The sequence below is a fragment of the Mycolicibacterium fluoranthenivorans genome (assembly GCF_011758805.1).
Taxonomy (GTDB): Bacteria; Actinomycetota; Actinomycetes; order Mycobacteriales; family Mycobacteriaceae; genus Mycobacterium; species Mycobacterium fluoranthenivorans.
In genome coordinates this window covers 2,907,496-2,930,222 of sequence record NZ_JAANOW010000001.1, presented here as the reverse complement: position 1 = coordinate 2,930,222, position 22,727 = coordinate 2,907,496, and the positions used below count along the sequence as shown (strand labels likewise).

Below are 22,727 nucleotides of genomic sequence, written 5' to 3'. Positions count from 1 at the left end.
CGTCCTCCGGTGATCACCCGATGTGCAGCGGGTCGATCTGCACCCGCACCGGCTGCTGATCGTGGCGGGCAGACATCGTGTTGATCGCCTTGCGCAGGGCGGCAGCGAGTTCCAGTCCGGTGTCACGGGGCACCCGCACCAGCATCCGGCTGATCGGACTGTCCACCGCGACACCGGGCGGGCGGCGGGCCCCCGGCGGCAGATCCACCGGTCCGAGCGGTTCGGCGCCGGCGGGCAGCGTGGTGGCGTCCAGCAGCGCGGCGACGGCGTCGGGGGTCCCGTCGAGCACCGCGAGATGCACGGCCGGCGGCAGCCCCACCTCGGTGCGCGCCTCGAGCTCGGTTTCGGCATGGCCCAAGGGATCCCAGCGGATCAGTGATTGCACGGTCGGAATCACCGACTCGGCGATGACGGCCACCATGCCGCCGTCGGCGCGGCTGCGCACCAGGGCGGACGCGGCCATCCAGCGGCGCAGGGCGTCCTCGGCCGCGCGCAGATCCTGGCGGCCCAGCAGCGCCCAGCCGTCCAGCAACAGCGCGGCCCCGTAGCCACCCGGGGCGATGGGCTCGGCGCCCGGTGTGGCGACGACGACGGCGGGGCCCTCGCGCACCGTGGACAGCACCGCATCGCCGCCGGAGGTGATGACCACCGACCCGGGCAGCGCGCGGCCCAGTTCCTCGGCGGTACGGCGGGCCCCGACCACGACGGCGCGCACCGCATCCGACCCGCAACTGACGCACCGCAGCGACAGTTCGGTGCGGGCACACCAGCGGCACACCGCACCGTGGGCGTCGCGGTCGGGCAGTGACATCGGCCCGGTGCAGTGCCGGCAGCGGGCCACGGTGCGGCACCGGGCGCAGGCCAGTGCCGGGATGTACCCGCGGCGCGGCACCTGCACCAGCACCGGATGGCCGGCCGCCAGCGCCGTGCGGGCCGCCCGCAGCGCCATCGACGGGACCCGCGCGGTGCGCGCCGCGGGATCGCGCTCCTGGTCGAATGCACTGTCGTCGACCGCGACCACCCGCGGTGCCCGGGCCCGCACCACCGTCCGGGTGGCCACCAGGTCATGGGCCCAGCGGCTGCGTACCAGGGCGTGCGCCTCGGCCGTTCTGGCATAGCCGCCGAGCAGCGCCGCGCAGCGCAGTTGATGTGCGCGCAGCATGGCCACCTCACGGGCGTGCGGGTACGGGGCCCGCGGTTCGGACAGGGTGTCGTCCCCGTCGTCCCAGATCGCCACCAGGCCGAGGTCGGCGACCGGGGCGAACACCGCACTGCGGGTGCCGATCACCAGCCGGGCCTGACCGCGCAGCACCGAAAGCCAGCGGCGGTACCGTTGCGACGGGCCGAGCCCCGCGGACAGCGCGACCACCTCGGGTTCGGCCAGCAGTTCGAGGGCAGCGGTGTGCACCGCGTCGACATCGCGCTGATCCGGTACCACGATGAGCGCACCGCGCCCGCCCTGCACCGCCGCCGCGGCCGCCTCGGCGAGCCGCTGCGCCCACTTCTCCCCCGGCAGCGCCTGCCACACCGCACGCGCGGCGCGGCCCTCCCGGATCGCGGCCAGGAACTGTCCGCCGCGCCCGTACGCCTCCCAGGCGGATTCGTCGATGACCCGCTCGGCCAGCGGCGGCAGCTCGGCGGTGACCTGCTTCTCGGCCCGGGCGTGCCGCGGCGGCACGGCCAGCCGCAGCACATCGGCCCGGGTGCCGGCGTAGCGGGCGGCCACCGCGTCGACCAGCCGCCGCACCTCAGGGGTCAGCACCGGTTCGGCCGAGACCACCCGGTCCAGCCAACCGAGCTTCCCGGAATGGTCGGTGTCCGAGCGTCTTTCGAGAACAAAAGCGTCCACCAGCCGACCATGGAAACGCACCCGGACCCGGACCCCGGGCTGGGCGTCATCGGACTGGTCGGCGGGCACCAGATAGTCGAACTCGCGATCCAGGTGCGGTACCGACAGCATCGGCAGCACCCGGGCGATCGGTTCGTGCTCGGCGGGTATCACCGCTCGCGGCCGAAGAAGAAGCCGGCGGTGATCAACAACAGCGACGCGCAGTAGGCCCACCAGATCGGCACCGCCAGTTGTTCGGACCCCAGCACGAACTTGCTGATCCCGATCATCCCGTCGGACACCGCGAAGCACACCGCACCCAGCGCCGTCCACGGCGTCGGCAGCCGGGCCAGCAGCGCGGCACACACCATCGCGCCCAGCACACCGATATAGACCACCACGGGTGCCGCCATCCCCTGCGCGAGCAGACTCGGCCAGAACCACACCAGCAGTGCCACGCATGCGACGAGCACCGCCCCGGCGGCCGCCAGGCGCACCGGACTGCGCCGCGCCAAGGGGTACAACGCGGTCAGGAAGCACAGGTGAGCCAGCAGGAAGGCCGCCAGGCCCAGCACGAACGACGGCGGCCACCACGGCAGTGCCAACAGGAAGTCCCCGGCCGCGGAGAAGCCCAGCGCCGGCACCAGCCAGCGCCGCTCCCGGGTGACCGGATGCCACAGTGCCGCCGCCGCGAGCAGCACGGCCGCACCGGCCTTGACCGCGGGTTGTAGCGCGAACTGTCCGGTCAGTTCGGCGCCCGCGGGGACCCGGGCCGCCACCGTCACGAGAAAGACGCCGTAGCCCGCACCCGCGACCAGCGCCAGCACCCACAGCAGCCGGGTCGCGCGCGCTGCGTACGGTGTTGCCATGCCTGAATCCGGTACCGAAAGACCCGCCCTGGACGCCATTCTGGAAAAGGTACTGGAAGCGGTGCCGTTCCAATTGACGATGGACGGTGGTCCGGAGGCGGCCCGGGAACGGTTCCGGGCGCTGCCGCGCCGCCCGGTGCACCCGGACCTGCGGACCGAGGACCGCATCATCGCGGACGTGCCGGTCCGGATCTACTGGCCTGACACCACCGGGGCAACAGAGTCCGGGTCCCGCCCGCCGGTGTCGATCCCCGAGTCGCTCCGCTCCCGCCCGCCGGTGACCCTCTTCTTCCACGGCGGCGGCTGGGTGATCGGCGACCTGGACAGCTACGACGGCACCGCACGCGAACACGCCGTCGCCGCCGGTGCGGTGGTGGTGTCGGTGGACTACCGGCTGGCCCCCGAGCATCCGTATCCGGCCGCCGTCGACGATGTCTGGGCGGTGACGCAATGGGTGGCCGCCCACGCCGGTGAGCTCGGGGCCGATCCGGAACGCCTTGCCGTGGCCGGTGATTCGGCCGGCGGCAACCTGGCGGCCGTGGTGGCGCTGCTGGCCCGCGACGCCGGCATCCCGTTGCGGTTGCAGCTGCTGTGGTACCCGGCCACCACCTGGGACACCTCACTCCCCTCGTTCAGCGAGAACGCCGACGCCCCGATCCTGGGCCGGGGGGATATCGGCGGGTTCTCCCTGCTGTACGCCGGCGACACCGACCTGCGCAACCCACCGGCCACGCTGGTCCCGGCCCGCGCCGAATCCCTGGCCGGGGTGGCACCCGCCTATATCGCGGTCGCGGGCTACGACCCGCTGCGCGACGACGGTGTGCGCTACGGCGAACTGCTGGAGTCCGCGGGTGTGCCCGCCGAGGTCCACCACGCCCAGACCCTGGTGCACGGTTACCTCGGCTATCACGGGGTGGTGCCGGCCGCGACCGACGCCGTCGACCGCGGGTTGGCCGCGCTGCGGGCCGCGTTAGCCTGACGTATGACGTCCACGACGAGGCCCGATGTCGATCCGAACCTGAAGGCCCTGCTCGATGCCGTGCCCCTGGAGTTCACCCAGGAGGACGGGGTGGAGCTGGCCCGCGAACGGCTGCGCGCGGTGAAACCGCCGTCGGCACTGCTACCGCAGCTGCGGATCGAGGAACGCACCGTCGGATACGGGGAGCTCACCGATATCCCGGTGCGGATCTACTGGCCGCCGGTGGAGCAGCACGACGATCTGCCGGTGGTCGTGTACTACCACGGCGGCGGCTGGGCGATCGGTGACCTGGACACCCACGACCACGTGGCCAGGGCCCATGCGGTCGGCGCCGAGGCCATCGTCGTCTCGGTCGACTACCGGCTGGCACCGGAACATCCGTTCCCGGCGGGTGTCGAAGATGCCTGGGCGGCACTGCGGTGGGTGGGCGAGCACGCCGCCGAACTCGGCGGTGACCCGGCCCGCATCGCGGTGGCCGGCGACTCCGCGGGTGGCAACTTCTCGGCCGTGATGGCGCTGCGGGCCCGCGACGCCGGCGGGCCACCGCTGGTGTTCCAGCTGCTGTGGTACCCGGTCGCCGTGGGTGACCGCAGCGCCCCGTCCTTCCTCGAGAACGCCGACGCCTACATCCTCAACCAGGCGGTCAGCGACGCGTTCCTGAGTTGGTATCTGCCGGGGGTCGATCTCGACGATCCGGCCGCGCTGCCCACCGACGTGGCGCCGGCCAACGCCGCATCGCTGGCCGACCTGCCACCGGCGTTCATCGGCACCGCCGGGCATGACCCGCTGCGCGACGACGGCGGCAGATACGCCGAACTGCTCACCGCCGCTGGGGTTTCCGTGCAGCACAGCAATGAACCGACGATGGTGCACGGGTACGTCAGCCTGGCGTTGGCCTCTCCCGCGGCGACCGAGGCCACCGAGCGCGGGCTCACCGCCCTGCGGGCGGCGCTGCACGGGTAGGCGGATCACGAACACGCGCGGTTGCGCTGTGCTCAATTGTCCAGTCGACTCCGGTGGCGCCTACGCCGAATACCTCGCCGTCGTCGACGCGGCCATACAGGGCGACGAGGTGTTGCCCACACTGATCGACGACGGTCAGCTCGCGGTCGTTCGTCGTCCCGGCGAGCGCGGCACCTCCGACCTGCATCCCGAACGCGGCATCACGATCCGCGACGTGTGGGTGCCCGACTACACCCACGCAACCGACAAGCTCGACGGCCTCCGCGTGCTGGCCGAGCAGGGTCAGATCACGCTGCGGGTGGTGCAGACCTTGCCCGCCGCGAATGCCGCCGCGGTGCACCGTGCACTCGAAAAGGGTGGCTTCCGTAGCCGACTCGTCCTCATCTTCGACTAGACCACTCTCACGTGAGAAAGGGGCACCATCATGAGACCCAGCCGGCGGTGTATCCACTGCTGGGGTGAAGATTAAGGCTGAGTCCGAGGAGAAGTCATGCGCGCTGCAGTCCTGACCGCTTACAACGCCCCGCTGCAGATCAGCGAGATCCCCGATCCGGCACCCGGTCCCGGTGAAGTCCTGGTGCGGGTCGCGGCAAGCGGGGTGAACCCGCTCGACACCAAGATCCGCCGAGGCGCGGCGGCGCACGCGAAGATGGCTCCACCGGCCGTTCTCGGCATCGATATGGCCGGGACGGTGGAGGCGGTAGGGGCAGAGGTCGATCACTTCGGCGTCGGCGATCAGGTATTCGGCATGACCGGCGGAGTCGGCGGCGTGGCGGGCTCACTGGCCGAGCTGGCCACGGTCGACGCGCGGTTGATCGCCCATAAGCCCACAGCGCTGTCGATGGAGCAGGCCGCGGCGATTCCGCTGGGCTTCATCACCTCCTGGGAAGGGCTCGTCGACCGTGCCGGTGTCGCTGCGGGCCACCAGGTGCTGATTCACGGCGGCGCCGGCGGGGTGGGGTACCTCGCGGTGCAGCTCGCCCTCGCCCGCGGCGCGCAGGTGTTCGCTACCGGGGGGCCCGCCAGCCAGGAGGTGATCCGCCGGGTCGGCGCGACTCCCATCGACTACACGGCAAGTACCGTCGACGACTACGTCGACGAACACACCGGCGGGGAGGGCTTCGACATCGTCGTCGACAACGTCGGCGGCGCCACCCTCGACGCCTCCTTCACCGCGGTCAAGCGCTACACCGGACACGTCGTCAGCGCATTGGGTTGGGGCACACACAGTCTGGCACCCCTATCCTTCCGCGGAGCCACCTACTCCGGCGTGTTCACCTTGCTTCCACTACTGACCGGTGAGGGTCGCGAACACCACGGGCACATCGTGGCCCAAGCCGCCGCACTGGCCGACGCGCGACGATTGGTCCCTCGGCTACATTCGGCGACCTTCGCACTAGGCGAGGTCAACGATGCCTATCAGGTCGTCGAGAACGGCTCTGCCACAGGCAAAGTGGTGGTGCAGCCGCACGCCTAGCCATCTTGCGGCGTACCACGCCTACCAGCCGGCAGGTACCTCGCACGGCCGCCAACGGCGCAATCATCGACGAGACATCCGCCCGAACTCGCCCGCCAACCAGAAAAGAGGCATTGCAGATGGACTGGAACCGAAGCGACACCGCCGTGGTGTTCATCGACCCGCAGAACGACGTGTTGAGCCCCACCGGGATCAACTGGGCGGCCACCGGCGCCAGCGTCACCGAGAACAACACCGTCGCGCACATGCTCGCCATCTTCCAAGCCGCGCAGGCCGCGTCGTTCGGGATGTTCATCTCACCGCACTACTTCTATCCCACCGATCACCGCTGGCTTTTCAACGGCTCACTGGAGGCCGACGAACTACGCACCGGCACCTTCGACCGGCCGGGACCCCTGAACTTGGACGGGCTCCCCGGCTCTGGAGCGGACTGGCTCGAGGAGTTCAAGCCCTATATCAACGACCCGGCCACGGTCGTCGTCAGCCCGCACAAGGTATTCGGTTCGCAGACCAACGACCTGGTGCTGCAGTTGCGGAAACGCCGAATCAACAAAGTTCTGCTGGGCGGCATGCTCGCGAATATGTGCGTCGAATCGCACCTGCGCGATCTGCTCGAACAAGGCTTCGAGGTTTACGTCATTCGCGATGCCGTCGCCGGCCCGCGCCACCCCGAGTGGGGGGATGGCTATCAGGCAGCTCTGATCAACTACGCCTTTCTCGCCCATGGGGTGGTCTGGACCGACGATGTCGTCGCTGCCATGCGGGCCGCGATCTAACCGAGTGCGCCGGGCGGCTATGGGACCGGGTCACTCCGTGGCGGCCGGTTGATCCATCGATACCGTCGCTGAGTGGTGTTCGTGGTGGATCCGATTGTTGACGATGTGCTCGACCAGAATGGGCACGAACGTCTGGATGCGGGCCTCGTCGAACTGGACGGCGGCATCTTGGCACCATTGCAGGATCTGGGCGTCACGCGCGGGGTCGTTACGGCCCTCGTGTTCGGCCAGTTTCTTCGCCACCTCGTGGACCGAGCGTGCATGTACTCCGCCCGCCGGCGCGATATCCGCGGTCCGTCGCGGGATTTCGGCCAGCGACCGCTGCGCCTGACCCTCGTCGGTGTCGGGATCGATGATGCGCAAAGTCAGGTGGTGACCATCCTCGCCGATCAGAATCACCGTGGGTGGCTCGCTGCTGACGAACTCCAACAACTCCACCGGGTGCGCGCCGTCGAGCGTGAGACTCGGCGGCGCGATCCATCCGTCGCGGCGGTAACCCACCATGGCGATGTGCGGCATGACGTCGCTCACCGCGGCCATCAGGGCGGGAAGCTCGTCTGCCAATCGTTTCGATGTCGGCCACCACGCGCCGTCGATGTGTTCGGACGGAGCTCGTCTTCCCGTCAGCCGTAACCGGGGCAGTGTGTCATTCATGCGCAAAAGCATGAATGAGGAGGATTACCGAGTCTATGGTCCAAAGTCCCTAAGGCGGCCGTTCTCCCACGCGCTTTCCTGAACTACAGGTGAACGGCAAACCACTTGTCCCTGAACATTATTCGCCGATAGGGGGCCCGCTGCCCGGGTACCCGGGATCAGCAAAGCGCATGGCTCGAGTACGTGACGCAGAACACCCGACGTCGGGACTTTGGACCCTAGGTGTGCCCGGCAGGCTCGGTCGATGATTACGGCGTGGCCGCTGCCGACATCCATCGAATGTTGATCGAATCAGCGATGCCCACCTATGACGTCGTGATCGCCGAACACACGGTGGTAGAGGCGGATCCGGGAACCACCTTCACCGCCGTTCGGAAGTTGGACCTGCTCACCGTGCGCACGCCCGTGCTCACACTGTCGTTCTGGATTCGCGGGCTGCCCGCCCGATGGCAGGGGCGCAGCCCTGCACCGTTGCCCCGCTTGGTACTTGAGGACATGGCGCTACCGGGATGGCTGGTGCTCGGCGTGCAGCCGGACCGCGAGTTCGCCTTCGGTGCGGTGGGAAGATTCTGGCAACCCGTCATCGAATGGCATCCGGTTACCCCGGAGGAGTTCCGCAGCTTCGCCGAATCGGGTTGGGGGAAGATCGCGGCGAACCTGTCGGTGCGCCCGTACGGCGAGTCGGCCTCGTTGTTGAGTTACGAGTGCCGCACGTCCACCACCGACCCCGGCTCACGCCGCCGCTTCCTGCGGTACTGGTGGTTCATCCGCCCATTCGTGGCCCACATCCTGCGAGCCACGCTGCAACAGATCAAGGATGACGCCGAAGCATGCCCACCACCGAACCCCGCACCCATATCAGGCAGCCGATAGTGGCCATCACGGTCGGCGATGACCCCGTGCCGCAGACGCAGAGCGACGCCGAGTACGCCCGGCAGCAGTTGCTTGAGATCCGCGACGACGTGGACGCCCTGTTGCGACGGTTACCCGAGGCCGAGTCGACATGGTCGCACTGGCTCGCGGACGTGGCGCCGCAGTACCAGTCCAGTGCCCGAAACATGGTGCAGTACTGGGCGATACGGCAATGCGATCTGCGCGAGCTGCAGGCCCGGCTGTCGTCGTTCGGACTGTCGTCGCTGGGCCGTAGCGAACCACATGTCGAGGCCACCCTGCACTTGGTCAGGGCGGCGATCTGCGCCACGCTCGACGACGTGTGGCATCAGCCGATCATGGGTGGGGTGCCGATCAACCAGGGCCCGGAACTGTTGCAGCAGCGAACGCGGGAGTTGCTCGGACCCGACCCAGCCGATCGCACCACCCGGATCATGGTCACGCTGCCGTCGGCGGCGGCGACCGACGCCCGCCTGGTGCGCAGCTTGGTCGAGCAGGGCATGAATGTGGCACGTATCAACTGCGCGCACGACGATGCGACGGCGTGGCGCGCCATGGCGCAGCACGTCGCTCAGGCGGCCGCGAGCACCGGCCGGACATGCATGATCGCCATGGACCTGGGTGGCCCCAAGTTGCGGACCGGCCCGCTTGAGCCGGGACCGCGGGTGGTGAAGCTGAAGCCCGCCAAGAACGCCCTCGGTCAGATCGTCGGCGTAGCGAGGGCATGGTTGACCGCAGCCGAATCCCCCACCGCACCACCGGAGCCGGGCATGGTGTCACTACCGGTGAGCGAACAGTGGCTCACCCGCCGCCACGACGGGGACATCGTGCACCTGAGGGACACCCGCGGCGCCAAGCGCCGGATGGTGCTCAGCGCCGTGGGCCAATCGGCAAGCGCACCTGAGGGATTCGTCGCCACCGTCGAGCGGACCACCTACCTCGGCGCCGCAACGATGCTGCAGGTCGAGGGTGACCAGGATGCCACGCCGCTGGGTGATATTCCCCCGATCGAGCAGAGCCTGGTCCTGCATCGCGGTGACATCCTCGAACTGACCAAGGATTGCTCGCCCGCGCCTGTCCTGGACGGCGGGATTCCCCGGATCGGCTGCACACTGCCCGAACTGTTCGACCGCGCGTGCGTCGGACAGACGGTGCACCTCGACGACGGCCGGATACGGGGCAGGATCGTCGACACCGGGCCTGAAGTACTGCGTCTGCAGATCGAGCACGCCGCCGACGGCGGATCGCGTCTGCGCGCCGGTAAGGGGGTGAACGTACCCGGCATCGAACTCGCAATCCCGGCACTGACCGACAAGGACATCGCGGACCTGGCGGCCGTGGTGGAGCTGGCCGATCTGGTCGAGATGTCCTTCGCGCGTGAACCTTCCGATATCGCACAGCTACTCGATGAGCTGGCACGCCTCGGCGGCCGATCACTGGGGGTGGTGCTCAAGGTCGAGACCCGCCAGGCGTTCGAGCACCTACCGCAACTGCTGCTCACCCTCATGCGGCACCCGCGCGTCGGGGTGATGATCGCGCGGGGCGATCTGGCCGTGGAGTGTGGCTATGAACGCCTCGCCGAATTGCAGGAGGAGATTCTGTGGTTGTGCGAAGCGGCGCACCTGCCCGTGATCTGGGCGACCCAGGTCCTCGAACAACTCGCCAGAACCGGCAATCCGTCCCGAGCCGAGATCAGCGACGCCGCGATGAGCGAACGCGCGGAGTGCGTGATGTTGAACAAGGGACCGCACATCGAGGACGCCGTCGGTGTCCTCGACGACATCCTGAAACGCATGGCGGACCATCACTACAAGAAGACAGCCCTATTGCCGTCCCTGCACTCGTGGCAGCCCGAGCCATCACCTACGTGACGGCTCGGGCGGGTGACCGCTAGACGGAAGCCTGCAGCTCCTCGACCTTGTTGAGCTGCTCCCACGGCAGCTCGATATCGGTGCGGCCGAAGTGGCCGTACGCGGCGGTCGGCGCGTAGATGGGACGCAGCAGATCCAGGTCGCGGACGATGGCACCGGGACGTAGGTCGAACACCGCGGTGATGGCCTTCTCGATCCGGGCCGGGTCGACGGTCTCGGATCCGAACGTCTCGACGAACAGGCCGACCGGGGCCGCCTTGCCGATCGCATAGGCGACCTGCACCTCGACGCGCTCGGCAAGGCCGGCCGCGACGACGTTCTTGGCCACCCAGCGCATCGCGTACGCGGCCGAGCGGTCCACCTTCGACGGATCCTTGCCCGAGAACGCGCCGCCGCCGTGGCGGGCCCAGCCGCCATAGGTGTCGACGATGATCTTGCGGCCGGTCAGACCGGCGTCGCCCATCGGGCCGCCGAGCACGAACTTGCCCGTCGGGTTGACCAGCAGCCGGAAATCGGAGGTGTCCAGCGTGTCGTGGTCGAGGTCGGCCAGGACCGTGTTGACGACCTTTTCCCGGATATCGGGGGCCAGGGTGTTGTCCAGGTCGATACCGGCGGCGTGCTGGGTGGACAGCACGACGGTGTCCAGTCGCACCGGGGTGGTGCCGTCGTACTGCACGGTGACCTGGGTCTTGCCGTCGGGGCGCAGGTAGTCCAGCACTCCGCTCTTGCGGACCTCGGTGAGCCGACGGGCCAACCGGTGTGCCAGCGCGATGGGCAGCGGCATGAGCTCCGGGGTGTCCTTGATGGCGTAGCCGAACATCAGGCCCTGATCGCCGGCACCCTGCAGGTCCAACGGATCGCCGGCACCCTCGACGCGGGTCTCGTGTGCGGTGTCGACGCCCTGGGCGATATCGGGCGACTGGCGGCCGATACCGATGTTGACGCCGGCGGTCGCGCCGTCGAAGCCCTTCTCCGAAGAGTCGTAGCCGATCTCCAGGATGCGTTCGCGCACGATGTTGTTGATATCGGCGAACGCCTCTTTGGCCGAGGTGGTCACCTCACCGATGACATGCACCTGGCCGGTGGTGACGGCCGTCTCGACCGCCACGCGCGACTTGGGATCGACGGCCAGCAACGCGTCGAGGATCGAATCGCTGATGGCGTCACAGATCTTGTCGGGGTGTCCTTCGGTGACCGACTCGCTGGTAAACAGCCGACCTGCGCTCACAGTGTCATCCTCCAAGTAGTTAGGTAGTCGAATCGTATACACGCTCACTGGCAGCCAACCCGCACCCCCCGGGCCGACGCAAGCCTTACCCGCAGGTTGATGCCAGCGGGATCACTCCGTCTTCAGGAACGCACCGATCGCGTCCACGATACGGCTGGCCATCAAAGTCTTCGACCCGTGCGGCAGGGCCGACTCGGTGCCGTCGGCGGCCAGCAGCCAGCCGGTGTTGTCGTCCACCTCGAAGGCCTTACCGTCGCCGACGGCGTTGACCACGAGCAGATCGCAGCCCTTGCGCTTCAGTTTGGTGCGGGCATGGAACAGCACATCACCGTTGGCATCGCCGGTCTCGGCCGCGAACCCGACGATGGCCCGCATATTCGGCAGTTGACCTTCGGTGCGGGCCGCCACCGCGCCGGCCAGGACGTCATCGTTGCGCACCAGGTCGATGGAGCTGGGCTCGCCGGCGCCGCCCTTCTTGATCTTGGCGGTCGCCACCTGCGCCGGCCGGAAATCCGCGACGGCCGCTGCCATCACCAGGACGCCGGCGTCCGGGGCGTGTTTGGACACCGCGTCACGCAACTGACTGGCTGAGCCGATGTGAACCACGTGCACACTGGCCGGATCGATGAGACCCGTGGTGTTCCCGGCGATGAGGGTGACGTCGGCGCCCCGCTGGGCCAGCACCCGGGCCATCGCGTAGCCCTGTTTCCCGGAGCTGCGGTTGCCGATGAACCGGACCGGGTCCAGCGGCTCACGGGTGCCGCCGGCAGTCACCAGTGCCTTGACCCCCGCCAGGTCATAGGGCAGGGCATCGGCGCGCTCCAGGAGCAGGCCGGCCAGGGTGGTGATCTCTTCGGCCTCGGGCAGCCGGCCCGGACCGGTGTCGGCGCCGGTGAGCCGGCCGGAGGCGGGCTCGAGCACGACGTTGCCCCGCCTGCGCAGCGTGGCCACGTTGTCCACGGTGGCGGGGTGATACCACATCTCGGTGTGCATGGCCGGGGCGAACAACACCGGACAGCGCGCGGTCAGCAGGGTCGCGGTGAGCAGGTCATCCGCGCGGCCGGCGACCGCGCGGGCCAGCAGGTCGGCGGTGGCCGGGGCCACCACCACCAGATCGGCCTCCTGGCCGATGCGGACGTGCGGTACCTCGTCGACGTTCTCGAAGACGCCGGTGTGCACCGGGTTGCCCGACAATGCCTCGAAGGTGGCGGCACCGACGAATTTGAGAGCCGACTGGGTGGGGACGACGCGAACGGAATGCCCGGCCTCGGTCAGCTGGCGGACGACCGTGCACGCCTTATAGGCGGCGATACCGCCGGCGACGCCGACGACGATGCGCTTGCGGTCGGTCATGTCTCGCGCCGCCGCCGTGAGTTACTCGCCGCCCTCGGTGTGCTCGAGCAGGTCGCCGTGGATCTCACGCATGGCGATCGACAGCGGCTTCTCCTGCAGACCCGGCTCCACCAGCGGGCCGACGTACTCCAGGATGCCGTCGCCGAGCTGGTTGTAGTAGTCGTTGATCTGGCGGGCCCGCTTGGCTGCGTAGATCACCAGGGCGTACTTGCTCGACGCGCGGTCGAGCAGCTCATCGATGGGCGGGTTGGTGATGCCCAGCGGCGTGTCATAGGCATTGGCGGCGTCGATGTTCTCGACAGGCGTGCTCACGAAGGTTCTCCCGGAGTGTTTTCAGGACTGAGTCCTGAGATTTAAGTGCTAGAGAAGATGCAGTTGGTGTCTGTGTGACGACCTGGGAACGTGTCTGGGCACGGTCCGGTTAGTGGGCCACCAGCAAGGATACCAATTCCGCGCAGGCCGACTCCAATTGACTGTTGACGACCACCACATCGAAGTCCTTCTGGGCGGCCAGTTCGGCTCGTGCCGTGGCCAACCGCCTGGCCTGCACCTCGGGACTCTCGGTGCCCCGGCCGATCAGCCGTTCCTCCAGCGCCTCCCAGCTGGGCGGCGCGAGGAACACGGTGGTGACCTCGGGCATCGCGGCCTTCACGGCACGGGCACCGGCCAGATCGACCTCGATCAGCACCGGCACACCAGCCTTGGTGGCCTCACGCACGGGTGCTGCGGGTGTCCCCGAGCGGTGCAATCCGCCGTGGATTTCGGCCCACTCAAGCAGCTCGCCGTCGTCTATCAGATTCTGGAACTGCTCGGTCGTGACAAAGCGGTAGTCAACACCGTCGACCTCACCGGGTCGCGGCGCGCGTGTCGTGACCGACACACTGAAATACAGGTCGGGAATCCGGTCGCGCAGACAGCGCACCACCGTGGACTTCCCGACGGCGGATGGGCCGGACAGCACCACGACAGCGGCGCTGCCCGACCCCCCACCATTCTTCATTTGTTCGTCAGGTCCGTGTTCAGGAGAAGTCGAACTTCTCCAGAAGGGCCTTGCGCTGACGATCGCCGAGGCCGCGCAGGCGGCGCGTCGGGGCGATCTCCAGCTCGGTCATGATCTCCTGAGCCTTGACCTTGCCCACCTTCGGCAAAGCCTCCAGCAACGCGGAGACCTTCATCTTGCCCAAGACCTCATCGGTCTCGGCGTCGGTAAGCACCTGCTTGAGGTTGGTGCCGCCGCGCTTGAGCCGGTCTTTCAACTCGGCTCGCGCTCGACGTGCGGCAGCAGCCTTCTCCAACGCTGCCGCGCGCTGTTCGTCGGTCAACTGGGGAAGGGCCACGGGGTTCCTCCGTCTCTCGCCATCTGTTGTTTCATCACGGCTGGATTACGTAACCAGCCAGCGACGACGACCGTACCCACGCATCCTGACGAAAGCTAACCCCACCCCCGGCTGATGGGGCCAAAAGACCAGCGTGTAGGGCGCGCGCGGGCTGATCCCGACGTTCGCCGCAGCTGCCTCCCGCAACGGTGCGACCACCGTCACTGCAGGCGATCTACCTGCATATCCAGGGCTTATTGCGTTACGGGTGGGCCTTTTCCTGTTCACCGGGGTCGGGCGACGCCGTCGCCGGTCCAGCGTTTCTGGCGGTCAGATAAGAAATTCTTGCTGGTCACGGCGTGTCGGCGTGTCGGAGCGGTCCGACGGGATTCCGGCCGCCGTGACCGTGCCGCGATCGGCCGGTGCCCGAACCGTTACCGGCGGTCCGCGGGCGCCGCGTCAGGCCAAGTAGCGCAGATGGGCCACGCTGTCGCGCAGCCGCTCCGCGCTCGCCCGCACCGCCGCCACGTCCGGGCCCGCACGCAGGACCTCACGCGACACCGCAGGCAGCACCCTGGCACCCAGCCTGCCGAGATCCTCCGGACGGCCGCCCTGAGCCCCCAGCCCGGGCGCCAGCACCGGGCCGTCGAGCCCGGTCAGGTCGGGCAGCTCGGTCAGCGTTGCGCCGATCACCACCCCGACCGAACCGGTGCCTGTCACCCGATTCTCGGTACCGGCGGCGTCGACGATGGACTGCGCGACGGTGCGCCCGGCCACGGTCGCGCGCTGCACGCCGGCCCCCTCCGGGTTGGAGGTCGCGGCGAGCACGAACACGCCCCTGCCATGGGCCGCGGCGGTGTCCAGCAGGGGACGCAGCGACTCGAACCCGAGATACGGCGACGCCGTCACCGCGTCCGCCGCCAGCGGCGAGTCGCCGGCCCAGGCCTGCGCATAGGCGGCCATGGTGGAGCCGATGTCACCGCGTTTGGCATCGGCGAGCACCAGCACTCCCGCGGCCTGCAGTCCGGCGATGGTGTCCTCCAGCACCGAGAACCCCGCCGCGCCGTAGGCCTCGAAGAACGCGACCTGCGGTTTGACGATGGCGAATCCCGCGAACGCCTCGACACAGATGTCACTGAACGCCCGGATGCCGCTCACGTTCACGGGTAACCCCCACGCGGTGAGCAGTTCGGGATGCGGATCGATGCCCGGGCACAGTGGGCCCCGCGCCGCGACGGCCTCGGCCAGCCGCACCCCGAAGGGGCTCATTTCTCGGCCAGCTGGCTGTGCAGCTCCTGCAGCGACCGCACCCCGATATCACCGCGGATGCCGGCCTCGATGCCCTGCACGGCGGCCGAGGCGCCCTGCACCGTCGTGACGCACGGGATGTTCACCGACACCGCCGCCGACCGGATCTCGTAGCCGTCGATACGCGGTCCCGAATTGCCGTAGGGGGTGTTGATCACCATGTCCACCTGGCCGGCGCGGATCGCGTCGACCGCGGACAGGGCGGGACGCCCCTCCCCCGGCTCCTCGAAGTTCTTGCGGACCACTTCGCAGGGAATCCCGTTGCGGCGCAACATCTCCGCGGTGCCCTCGGTGGCCAGCACCCGGAAGCCGAGATCGGCCAGTCGCTTGACCGGGAACACCAGCGAGCGCTTGTCCCGGTTGGCCACCGACACGAACACCGTGCCGGTGGCGGGCAGCGAACCGTAGGCGGCGGTCTGGCTCTTGGCGAACGCGGTGCCGAAATCGCGGTCGATACCCATCACCTCGCCGGTGGACTTCATCTCCGGCCCGAGCAGGGAGTCCACCTGCGAACCGTCGGCTTTGCGGAACCGGTGGAACGGCAGCACGGCCTCCTTCACCGCGATCGGCGCGTGCGGGGACACGGTGGCACCGTCACCGGTGGCGGCCAGCACCCCCTCCTCCCGCAGCTGGGCGATGGTGGCACCGAGCATGATCCGTGCGCACGCCTTGGCCAGCGGAACGGCGGTGGCCTTGGAGACGAAGGGAACGGTACGGCTCGCTCTCGGGTTGGCCTCCAGGACGTAGAGCACATCGTCCTTGAGGGCGTACTGCACGTTGAGCAGCCCGACGACGCCGATCCCGTGCGCGATCGCCTCGGTGGCGCGGCGTACCGACTCGATGTCCTGGCGGCCCAGCGTCACCGGGGGCAGCGCGCACGCCGAGTCACCGGAGTGGATACCGGCCTCTTCGATGTGCTCCATCACGCCACCGATGTAGACCTCGGCGCCGTCGCACAGGGCGTCGACGTCGATCTCGATGGCGTCCTCCAGGAACCGGTCCACCAGCACCGGGTGCTCGGGCGACAGCTCGGTGGCCCGGGCGATGTAACCCTGCAGGGTCTCCTCGTCGTAGACGATCTCCATCCCGCGGCCGCCGAGGACGTAGGACGGTCGTACCAGCACCGGGTAGCCGATATCGGCGGCGATCCGGCGGGCCTGGTCGAAGCTGGTGGCGGTGCCGAAGCGCGGTGCGGGCAGCCCGGCCTTGGTGAGCACCTCACCGAATTCGCCGCGGTCCTCGGCCAGGTCGATGGCCTTGGGGCTGGTGCCCACGATCGGCACCCCGGCGCGCTCCAGCCGTTCGGCCAGCCCCAACGGGGTCTGCCCGCCCAGCTGCACGATCACGCCGACCACACCGGGACCGCCTGCGCCGGAGGCCTGTTCGGCGTAGTAGACCTCGAGGACGTCCTCGAAGGTCAACGGTTCGAAGTACAGCCGGTCGGCGGTGTCGTAGTCGGTGGACACCGTCTCGGGGTTGCAGTTGACCATGACGGTCTCGAAACCGGCCGCACTGAGCGTGGTGGCGGCATGCACGCAGCTGTAGTCGAATTCGATGCCCTGGCCGATCCGGTTGGGCCCGGAGCCCAGGATCAGCACCTTGGGCTTCTCCGTCTGCGGGGCCACCTCGGTCTCGGCCGCGGGGTCCAGCTCATAACTGCTGTAGTGGTACGGCGTACGGGCCTCGAACTCCGCGGCACAGGTGTCGACGGTCTTGTACACCGGGTGGATGCCCAGGCGTTCGCGCAGCGAGCGCACCCCGGTCTCGCCGGCCAGTTCCGGCCGCAGCGCGGCGATCTGGCCGTCGGACAGGCCGCTGTGCTTGGCCCGGCGCAGCAGCGTCTCATCCAGCACGGGCGCATCGACCAATTCGGCGCGCAACGCCACCAGGGTGGCGATCTGGTCGACGAACCAGGGGTCCACCCCGGAGGCCTCGGCGACCTGCTCGACGCTGCCACCCAGGCGCAGCGCCTGTTCGATGACGTAGATCCGGCCGTCGGTCGCGACCCGCAGATCGGTCAGAAGTTCGTCCAGGGTGGCGTCGCGGTCGGGCGCGGTCCAGAAGCCGGCGCGCTTGGTCTCCAGCGACCGCATCACCTTACCGAGCGCCTCGATGAAGTTGCGGCCCAGCGACATCGCCTCGCCCACCGATTTCATCGTGGTGGTCAGCGTCTGGTCGGCGCCCGGGAACTTCTCGAACGCGAACCGCGGGGCCTTCACCACGACGTAGTCCAGGGTCGGCTCGAAACAGGCCGGGGTTTCCTTGGTGATGTCGTTGACGATCTCGTCCAGGGTGTAGCCGATGGCCAGCTTGGCGGCGATCTTGGCGATCGGGAATCCGGTGGCCTTCGACGCCAGCGCGCTCGACCGCGACACCCGGGGGTTCATCTCGATGACGATGAGCCGGCCGTCCTTCGGGTTGATCGCGAACTGGATGTTACAGCCGCCGGTATCCACGCCGACCTCGCGCAGGATCGCGATTCCCAGGTCACGCATGACCTGGTATTCGCGGTCGGTCAGCGTCATCGCCGGGGCGACGGTCACCGAGTCACCGGTGTGCACGCCCATCGGGTCGAAGTTCTCGATCGAGCACACCACCACCACGTTGTCGTGGTGGTCGCGCATCAGCTCGAGCTCGAATTCCTTCCAGCCGTAGATGGATTCCTCGATGAGCACGTTCGCACTCGGCGAGGCGGCCAGGCCGTCGCCGGCCATCCGCTCGACGTCCTCGGCCGAATACGCCATACCGGAGCCCAGCCCACCCATGGTGAAGGACGGCCGCACGACGACGGGCAGACCCAGTTCGGCGACGGTCTCGCGGACCTCGTCCATGGTGAAACACACTTTGGACTTCGCCGACTCCCCGCCCACCTTGGCGACGATGTCCTTGAACTTCTGCCGGTCCTCGCCACGCTGGATGGCGTCGAAGTCGGCACCGATCATCTCGACGCCGTACTTCTCCAGGATGCCCTCGTTGTACAGCGCCACGGCGGTGTTCAGCGCGGTCTGCCCACCCAGGGTGGCCAACACGGCGTCGATCTTGTTACCGCGCTCGGCCTGCTGGGCGAAGATCTTCTCCACGAACGCCGCCGTGATGGGCTCGACATACGTGTGATCCGCGTACTCCGGGTCGGTCATGATGGTGGCCGGGTTGGAGTTGATCAGGCTGACCTGCAGGCCTTCGGCGCGCAGCACGCGGCAGGCCTGGGTGCCCGAATAGTCGAATTCACAGGCCTGGCCGATGACGATCGGGCCGGACCCGATCACCAGGACGTGGTTGAGGTCGGAACGGCGTGGCATTACTTCTCCCCCGAAGCCATCAAGTCGATGAACTGGTCGAACAGGTATTCCGCGTCATGCGGCCCGGCGGCGGCCTCCGGGTGGTACTGCACCGAGAACGCCCGGCCGTCAACGAGTTTGATGCCTTCGACGACACCGTCGTTGGCGCAGGTGTGGCTGACGATGCCGCGGCCGAACGGCGTGTCGAACTCCTCGCCCGCTTCGCCCTCCAGCGCGAACCCGTGATTCTGGGCGGTGACCGCGACCCGGCCGGTCGCGTGATCCAGCACCGGGATGTTGATGCCGCGGTGACCGAAGGTCATCTTGTAGGTGGAGCGGCCCAGCGCCCGGCCCAGGATCTGGTTGCCGAAACAGATGCCGAACAACGGGATACCGGCGCCGAGCACAGCCCGGGTGACCTCGACGATGTGATCGGCGGTGGCCGGGTCGCCGGGCCCGTTGGACAGGAACACCCCGTCCGGGCGCAGGTCGGCGATCTCGTCGAAGCTGACCGCAGACGGCAGCACGTGGCTGCGCACTCCGCGGCGGGCGAAGTTGCGCGGGGTGTTGGTCTTGATACCCAGGTCGATGGCGGCGACCGTGAAGCGGTGCTGCCCGACGGGTTCGACCGTATAACGGGTTTGGGTGCTGACCTCGCCGGCCAGATCGGCGCCGAGCATGGAGGGCTGGCTGCGCACCCGCTCCACCAGCGTGTCGGTATCGGCCAAGGCGTCACCGGAGAACACGCCCGCCTTCATCGAACCGGCGGTGCGCAGATGCCGGACCACCGCGCGGGTGTCGATACCGGCGATGCCGACGATGCCCTGGCGCACCAGTTCCTCGTCGAGGGTGCCGGTGGCGCGCCAGTTGGAGGCCCGCGGCGAGGGGTCGCGCACGGCGTACCCGGCCACCCAGATCTTGTCGCCGCGGCTCTCGCCGTCCTCGCCGTTCCAGCCGGTGTTGCCGATCTGGGGGGCGGTGGCCACCACGATCTGTCGGTGATAGCTCGGGTCGGTCAGCGTCTCCTGATAACCGGACATCCCGGTGGAGAACACCGCCTCGCCGAGCGTCTCACCGATCGCGCCGAACGGCGTGCCGGTGAACACCCGGCCGTCCTCCAGTACCAGCAGAGCTTTGCTCACGCTGCGTCCTCCTTGACCCATTTCAGGTTCTCGTTGCGGTCGTCGGCCCGGAAGCCGGTGTCGATCTCGGTACCCGACGGCAGTCGCCAGCGGATCGCCAGGATCCCGTCGTGGGTGAGCGCCTTGCCCGTGATGGCCCGCTCCGTGCGGATGGCCACGATGGACTCGTCGGGGATCCAGATGGGCCCGGTGCCGCTGCGCTGCACCATGATTCCCTCGGGATAGCGGGTCAGCGCACCCTTGGCACGGAAGCCGAGCATGCCTGCCGCGATCCGGTCGTTCCAGTCCGGCACCAGGGTGCTGCCGACGTAGAGCCCCTTGGTGGGCCCGATCAGCGCGGGTCCCACGGTGTCCGGCAGCGACGGCAGCACCCCGATCAGGTCGGCCTGGCGCTGGGCGCGGTGCAGCCAGCCGCGCAGCATCTGCCGGATCAGGAAACCGATCAGCACCGCGAGCAGCGCGGCCATGATCAGTGACGCCATCAAGGTGGGAGTGTTCAAGAGACAGCCCCGTCCCGCGCGGTGATCTTGCCGCGCAGCAGGGTCAGCGTCACCGTGGCGGGCAGCGTCATCGACTCGTACGGCGTGTTGTCCGAGCGGCTGGCCAGCGCGGGTCCGCTGACCGTCCACGTGGCGTCGGGGTCGACGACCGTGAGGTTGGCGGGCTCGCCGACCTCCAGCGGGCGGCCCTGATCGGGCAGGCCGACGATCGCCGCGGGCGCCTCGCTCATCACCCGGGCGACATCGCGCCAGGTCAGCAGGCCCGGCTCGACCATGGTCTGCGCCACGACCGACAGCGCGGTCTGCAGCCCGAGCATGCCCGGGCGGGCGTGCGAGAACTCACAGCACTTCTCGTGTTCGGCATGCGGTGCGTGGTCGGTGGCCACACAGTCGATGACGCCGTCGGCCAGCGCCTGCCGCAGTGCGGCCACATCGCTGGCCTCGCGCAGCGGCGGGTTCACCCGGTTACGGCCGTCATAGTCGGCCAGCACCCCGTCATCGAGCAGCAGGTGATGCGGGGTCACCTCGGCGGTGATCGAGATACCTTGCTGTTTGGCCCATTTCAGCAGTTCGACGGTGCCCGCGGTGGATGCGTGGCAGATGTGCACCCGGGCGCCGGCGTCGCGGGCCAGGATGGCGTCGCGGGCGACGATCGCCTCCTCGGCCGAGCGCGGCCAGCCCGCCAGGCCCAGCTTCGCGGCGTGGGGACCTTCATGGGCGACCGCACCCACCGTCAGCCGCGGCTCCTCGGCGTGCTGGGCGATCAGCACGCCCAGACCGCTGGCGTATTCCAGGGCCCGGCGCATCACCAGCGGATCATCCACGCAGATGCCGTCGTCGGAGAACATCCGCACCTGCCCGGCACCGGCGGCCATCAGGCCCATCTCGGTGAGCTGTTTGCCCGCCAGCCCGACGGTGATCGCGCCGACGGGGTGCACGTCGACCAGGCCGACCTGCTGGCCGCGGTGCCACACGTGGTCGGTGACCACCGCGCTGTCGGCGACCGGATCGGTGTTGGCCATCGCGAAGACTGCGGTGTAGCCGCCCAGTGCGGCTGCGGCCGAACCGGTTTCGATGTCCTCGGCGTATTCGCGACCCGGTTCACGCAGATGGGTGTGCAGGTCCACGAAACCGGGCAGCAGGATCTGTCCGGCGGCGTCGACGATCTCGGCGCCGTCGGCCGTCAAGCCTGCGCCGATCTTCGCGATCTGTCCGCCGGCGACCAGCACGTCGACGGGCTCACCCTCGCCGTAGAGCCGCACACCCTTGATCAGAACCGTCATGAAACCACCCCCGCCTTGTCGGATTCTGCCCCCACCAGCAGGTGGAACAGCACCGCCATCCGGACATGCACACCGTTGGAAACCTGTTGCAGCACCGCCGATTGCGGGGCGTCGGCCACCGAGTGTGCGATCTCCATACCGCGCAGCATCGGGCCGGGGTGCAGCACCACGACGTCCTCGGACAGTCGGGCCAGCCGCTTCTCCGACAGCCCGTAACGCACCGAGTACTCCCGGGCGGACGGGAAGAACCCACCGTTCATCCGTTCGGCCTGCACCCGCAGCATCAGCACCGCGTCGGCGGCGGGCAGTTCGGCGTCCAGTTCGTGGGAGATGCTGACCGGCCAGCCCGTCACGCCCACCGGAAGCAGCGTCGGCGGGGCGACCAGGACCACCTCGGCACCGAGGGTGGCCAGCAGTTCGACATTGGACCGGGCCACCCGGCTGTGCAGGATGTCACCGACGATCACCACGCGCTTGCCCTCGATGGAACCGAGCCGCTGCCGGATGGTGAGCGCGTCCAACAACGCCTGGGTGGGGTGCTGGTGGGTGCCGTCGCCGGCATTGATGACGCTCGGACCGGTCCCGGAATTTCCCCCGAGTCGCTGCGCTCCTGCCCCCGAGGAACCGTCCTCCCGAGTCCACTCCGCGAGCTGTTGTGCCGCACCGGAAGCCGGATGCCGGATGATCAACGCGTCGGCGCCCGCGGCGCGCAGGGTCAGCGCAGTGTCGCGCAGCGACTCACCTTTGGACACCGAGGAACCCGAGGCGCTGACGTTGATGACATCGGCACTCATCCACTTACCGGCCACCTCGAACGAGACCCGGGTGCGGGTGGAGTTCTCGTAGAACATGGTGATGACGGTGCGTCCGCGCAACGTCGGCAGCTTCTTCACCTCACGGCCCAGCAGCGCCTCCCGGAACCGGTCGGCGTCGTCGAGGATGGCGGTCGCCTCGTCCCGGGACAGATCGGCAGCCGAAAGCAGATGTCTCACCAGAATCGTCCGTTCTTCG

Annotated in this window: 21 protein-coding genes; 7 read left to right on the top strand and 14 right to left on the bottom strand. The window is 68.7% G+C overall.

Annotated features, from left to right (window positions below; all coding sequences use genetic code 11):
* Positions 1-13: 13 nt before the first annotated feature.
* Both FHU31_RS14250 and FHU31_RS14245 read right to left on the bottom strand, forming a co-directional pair.
* Positions 14-1,960: a primosomal protein N' gene (locus tag FHU31_RS14250; RefSeq protein ID WP_167161036.1), complete on the bottom strand. Its 1,947-nt coding sequence runs from the start codon at positions 1,958-1,960 to the stop codon at positions 14-16.
* A 38-nt stretch (positions 1,961-1,998) separates the two neighbouring features.
* Entirely contained in the window at positions 1,999-2,697 is a 699-nt protein-coding gene (locus FHU31_RS14245) for a lysoplasmalogenase (RefSeq protein WP_167159231.1), read from the bottom strand.
* Between FHU31_RS14245 and FHU31_RS14240 the strand changes: the two genes are divergently transcribed.
* The 5 genes from FHU31_RS14240 (at position 2,696) to FHU31_RS14220 (ending at position 6,892) form a co-directional block, all read left to right on the top strand.
* Positions 2,696-3,676 (top strand): alpha/beta hydrolase, encoded by a 981-nt coding sequence (locus tag FHU31_RS14240; RefSeq protein WP_167159229.1) that lies wholly within the window; start codon positions 2,696-2,698, stop codon positions 3,674-3,676. The genes FHU31_RS14245 and FHU31_RS14240 overlap by 2 nt on opposite strands.
* Before the next feature lie 3 nt (positions 3,677-3,679).
* Positions 3,680-4,639, top strand: a complete 960-nt coding sequence (locus FHU31_RS14235; RefSeq protein ID WP_167159227.1) for an alpha/beta hydrolase — start codon at positions 3,680-3,682, stop codon at positions 4,637-4,639.
* Between the two features lie 28 nt (positions 4,640-4,667).
* Entirely contained in the window at positions 4,668-5,033 is a 366-nt protein-coding gene (locus FHU31_RS14230) for a hypothetical protein (RefSeq protein WP_208410231.1), read from the top strand.
* Between the two features lie 96 nt (positions 5,034-5,129).
* A complete protein-coding gene (locus FHU31_RS14225) occupies positions 5,130-6,116 on the top strand; it encodes a zinc-dependent alcohol dehydrogenase family protein (protein WP_167159225.1) in 987 nt (328 codons plus the stop codon).
* A gap of 119 nt (positions 6,117-6,235) precedes the next feature.
* Positions 6,236-6,892, top strand: a complete 657-nt coding sequence (locus FHU31_RS14220) for a cysteine hydrolase family protein (protein WP_167159222.1) — start codon at positions 6,236-6,238, stop codon at positions 6,890-6,892.
* A gap of 30 nt (positions 6,893-6,922) precedes the next feature.
* On the opposite strand, the gene FHU31_RS14215 is transcribed toward FHU31_RS14220, so the two are convergent.
* The gene (locus tag FHU31_RS14215) at positions 6,923-7,546 is read right to left on the bottom strand and encodes a DUF5994 family protein (protein ID WP_167159220.1); all 624 of its coding nucleotides are present in this window, start codon (positions 7,544-7,546) and stop codon (positions 6,923-6,925) included.
* A gap of 255 nt (positions 7,547-7,801) precedes the next feature.
* Between FHU31_RS14215 and FHU31_RS14210 the strand changes: the two genes are divergently transcribed.
* Together FHU31_RS14210 and FHU31_RS14205 are read left to right on the top strand one after the other, a co-directional pair.
* Positions 7,802-8,419: a hypothetical protein gene (locus FHU31_RS14210; RefSeq protein ID WP_167159218.1), complete on the top strand. Its 618-nt coding sequence runs from the start codon at positions 7,802-7,804 to the stop codon at positions 8,417-8,419.
* Entirely contained in the window at positions 8,377-10,308 is a 1,932-nt protein-coding gene (locus tag FHU31_RS14205) for a pyruvate kinase (RefSeq protein WP_167159215.1), read from the top strand. Before FHU31_RS14210 ends, FHU31_RS14205 begins: the two co-directional genes overlap by 43 nt.
* 19 nt (positions 10,309-10,327) lie before the next feature.
* On the opposite strand, the gene metK is transcribed toward FHU31_RS14205, so the two are convergent.
* The 11 genes from metK to FHU31_RS14150 form a co-directional block, all read right to left on the bottom strand.
* Complete coding sequence (gene metK, locus FHU31_RS14200; RefSeq protein ID WP_167159213.1) at positions 10,328-11,536, bottom strand: methionine adenosyltransferase; 1,209 nt, start codon at positions 11,534-11,536, stop codon at positions 10,328-10,330.
* Positions 11,537-11,647: 111 nt separating this feature from the next.
* A complete protein-coding gene (gene coaBC, locus FHU31_RS14195; protein WP_167159211.1) occupies positions 11,648-12,889 on the bottom strand; it encodes a bifunctional phosphopantothenoylcysteine decarboxylase/phosphopantothenate--cysteine ligase CoaBC in 1,242 nt (413 codons plus the stop codon).
* Positions 12,890-12,910: 21 nt separating this feature from the next.
* Positions 12,911-13,201: a DNA-directed RNA polymerase subunit omega gene (rpoZ, locus tag FHU31_RS14190; protein WP_090358111.1), complete on the bottom strand. Its 291-nt coding sequence runs from the start codon at positions 13,199-13,201 to the stop codon at positions 12,911-12,913.
* 109 nt (positions 13,202-13,310) lie between these two features.
* A complete protein-coding gene (gmk, locus tag FHU31_RS14185; protein WP_167159209.1) occupies positions 13,311-13,889 on the bottom strand; it encodes a guanylate kinase in 579 nt (192 codons plus the stop codon).
* A gap of 19 nt (positions 13,890-13,908) precedes the next feature.
* Positions 13,909-14,226 (bottom strand): integration host factor, actinobacterial type, encoded by a 318-nt coding sequence (gene mihF, locus FHU31_RS14180; RefSeq protein WP_011894593.1) that lies wholly within the window; start codon positions 14,224-14,226, stop codon positions 13,909-13,911.
* Positions 14,227-14,664: 438 nt separating this feature from the next.
* Positions 14,665-15,474: an orotidine-5'-phosphate decarboxylase gene (gene pyrF, locus FHU31_RS14175; protein ID WP_167159207.1), complete on the bottom strand. Its 810-nt coding sequence runs from the start codon at positions 15,472-15,474 to the stop codon at positions 14,665-14,667.
* Entirely contained in the window at positions 15,471-18,812 is a 3,342-nt protein-coding gene (carB, locus tag FHU31_RS14170) for a carbamoyl-phosphate synthase large subunit (protein ID WP_167159205.1), read from the bottom strand. Before carB ends, pyrF begins: the two co-directional genes overlap by 4 nt.
* Complete coding sequence (gene carA, locus FHU31_RS14165) at positions 18,812-19,954, bottom strand: glutamine-hydrolyzing carbamoyl-phosphate synthase small subunit (RefSeq protein WP_167159203.1); 1,143 nt, start codon at positions 19,952-19,954, stop codon at positions 18,812-18,814. The genes carB and carA overlap by 1 nt, the downstream gene beginning before the upstream one ends.
* The gene (locus FHU31_RS14160; RefSeq protein WP_167159201.1) at positions 19,930-20,433 is read right to left on the bottom strand and encodes a PH-like domain-containing protein; all 504 of its coding nucleotides are present in this window, start codon (positions 20,431-20,433) and stop codon (positions 19,930-19,932) included. Before FHU31_RS14160 ends, carA begins: the two co-directional genes overlap by 25 nt.
* Positions 20,430-21,716 carry a dihydroorotase gene (locus FHU31_RS14155; RefSeq protein ID WP_167159199.1) on the bottom strand — a complete coding sequence of 429 codons (1,287 nt, stop codon included), beginning with the start codon at positions 21,714-21,716 and terminating at the stop codon, positions 20,430-20,432. Before FHU31_RS14155 ends, FHU31_RS14160 begins: the two co-directional genes overlap by 4 nt.
* Positions 21,713-22,714 carry an aspartate carbamoyltransferase catalytic subunit gene (locus FHU31_RS14150; protein WP_263988106.1) on the bottom strand — a complete coding sequence of 334 codons (1,002 nt, stop codon included), beginning with the start codon at positions 22,712-22,714 and terminating at the stop codon, positions 21,713-21,715. The genes FHU31_RS14155 and FHU31_RS14150 overlap by 4 nt, the downstream gene beginning before the upstream one ends.
* Between the last annotated feature and the right edge of the window lie 13 nt (positions 22,715-22,727).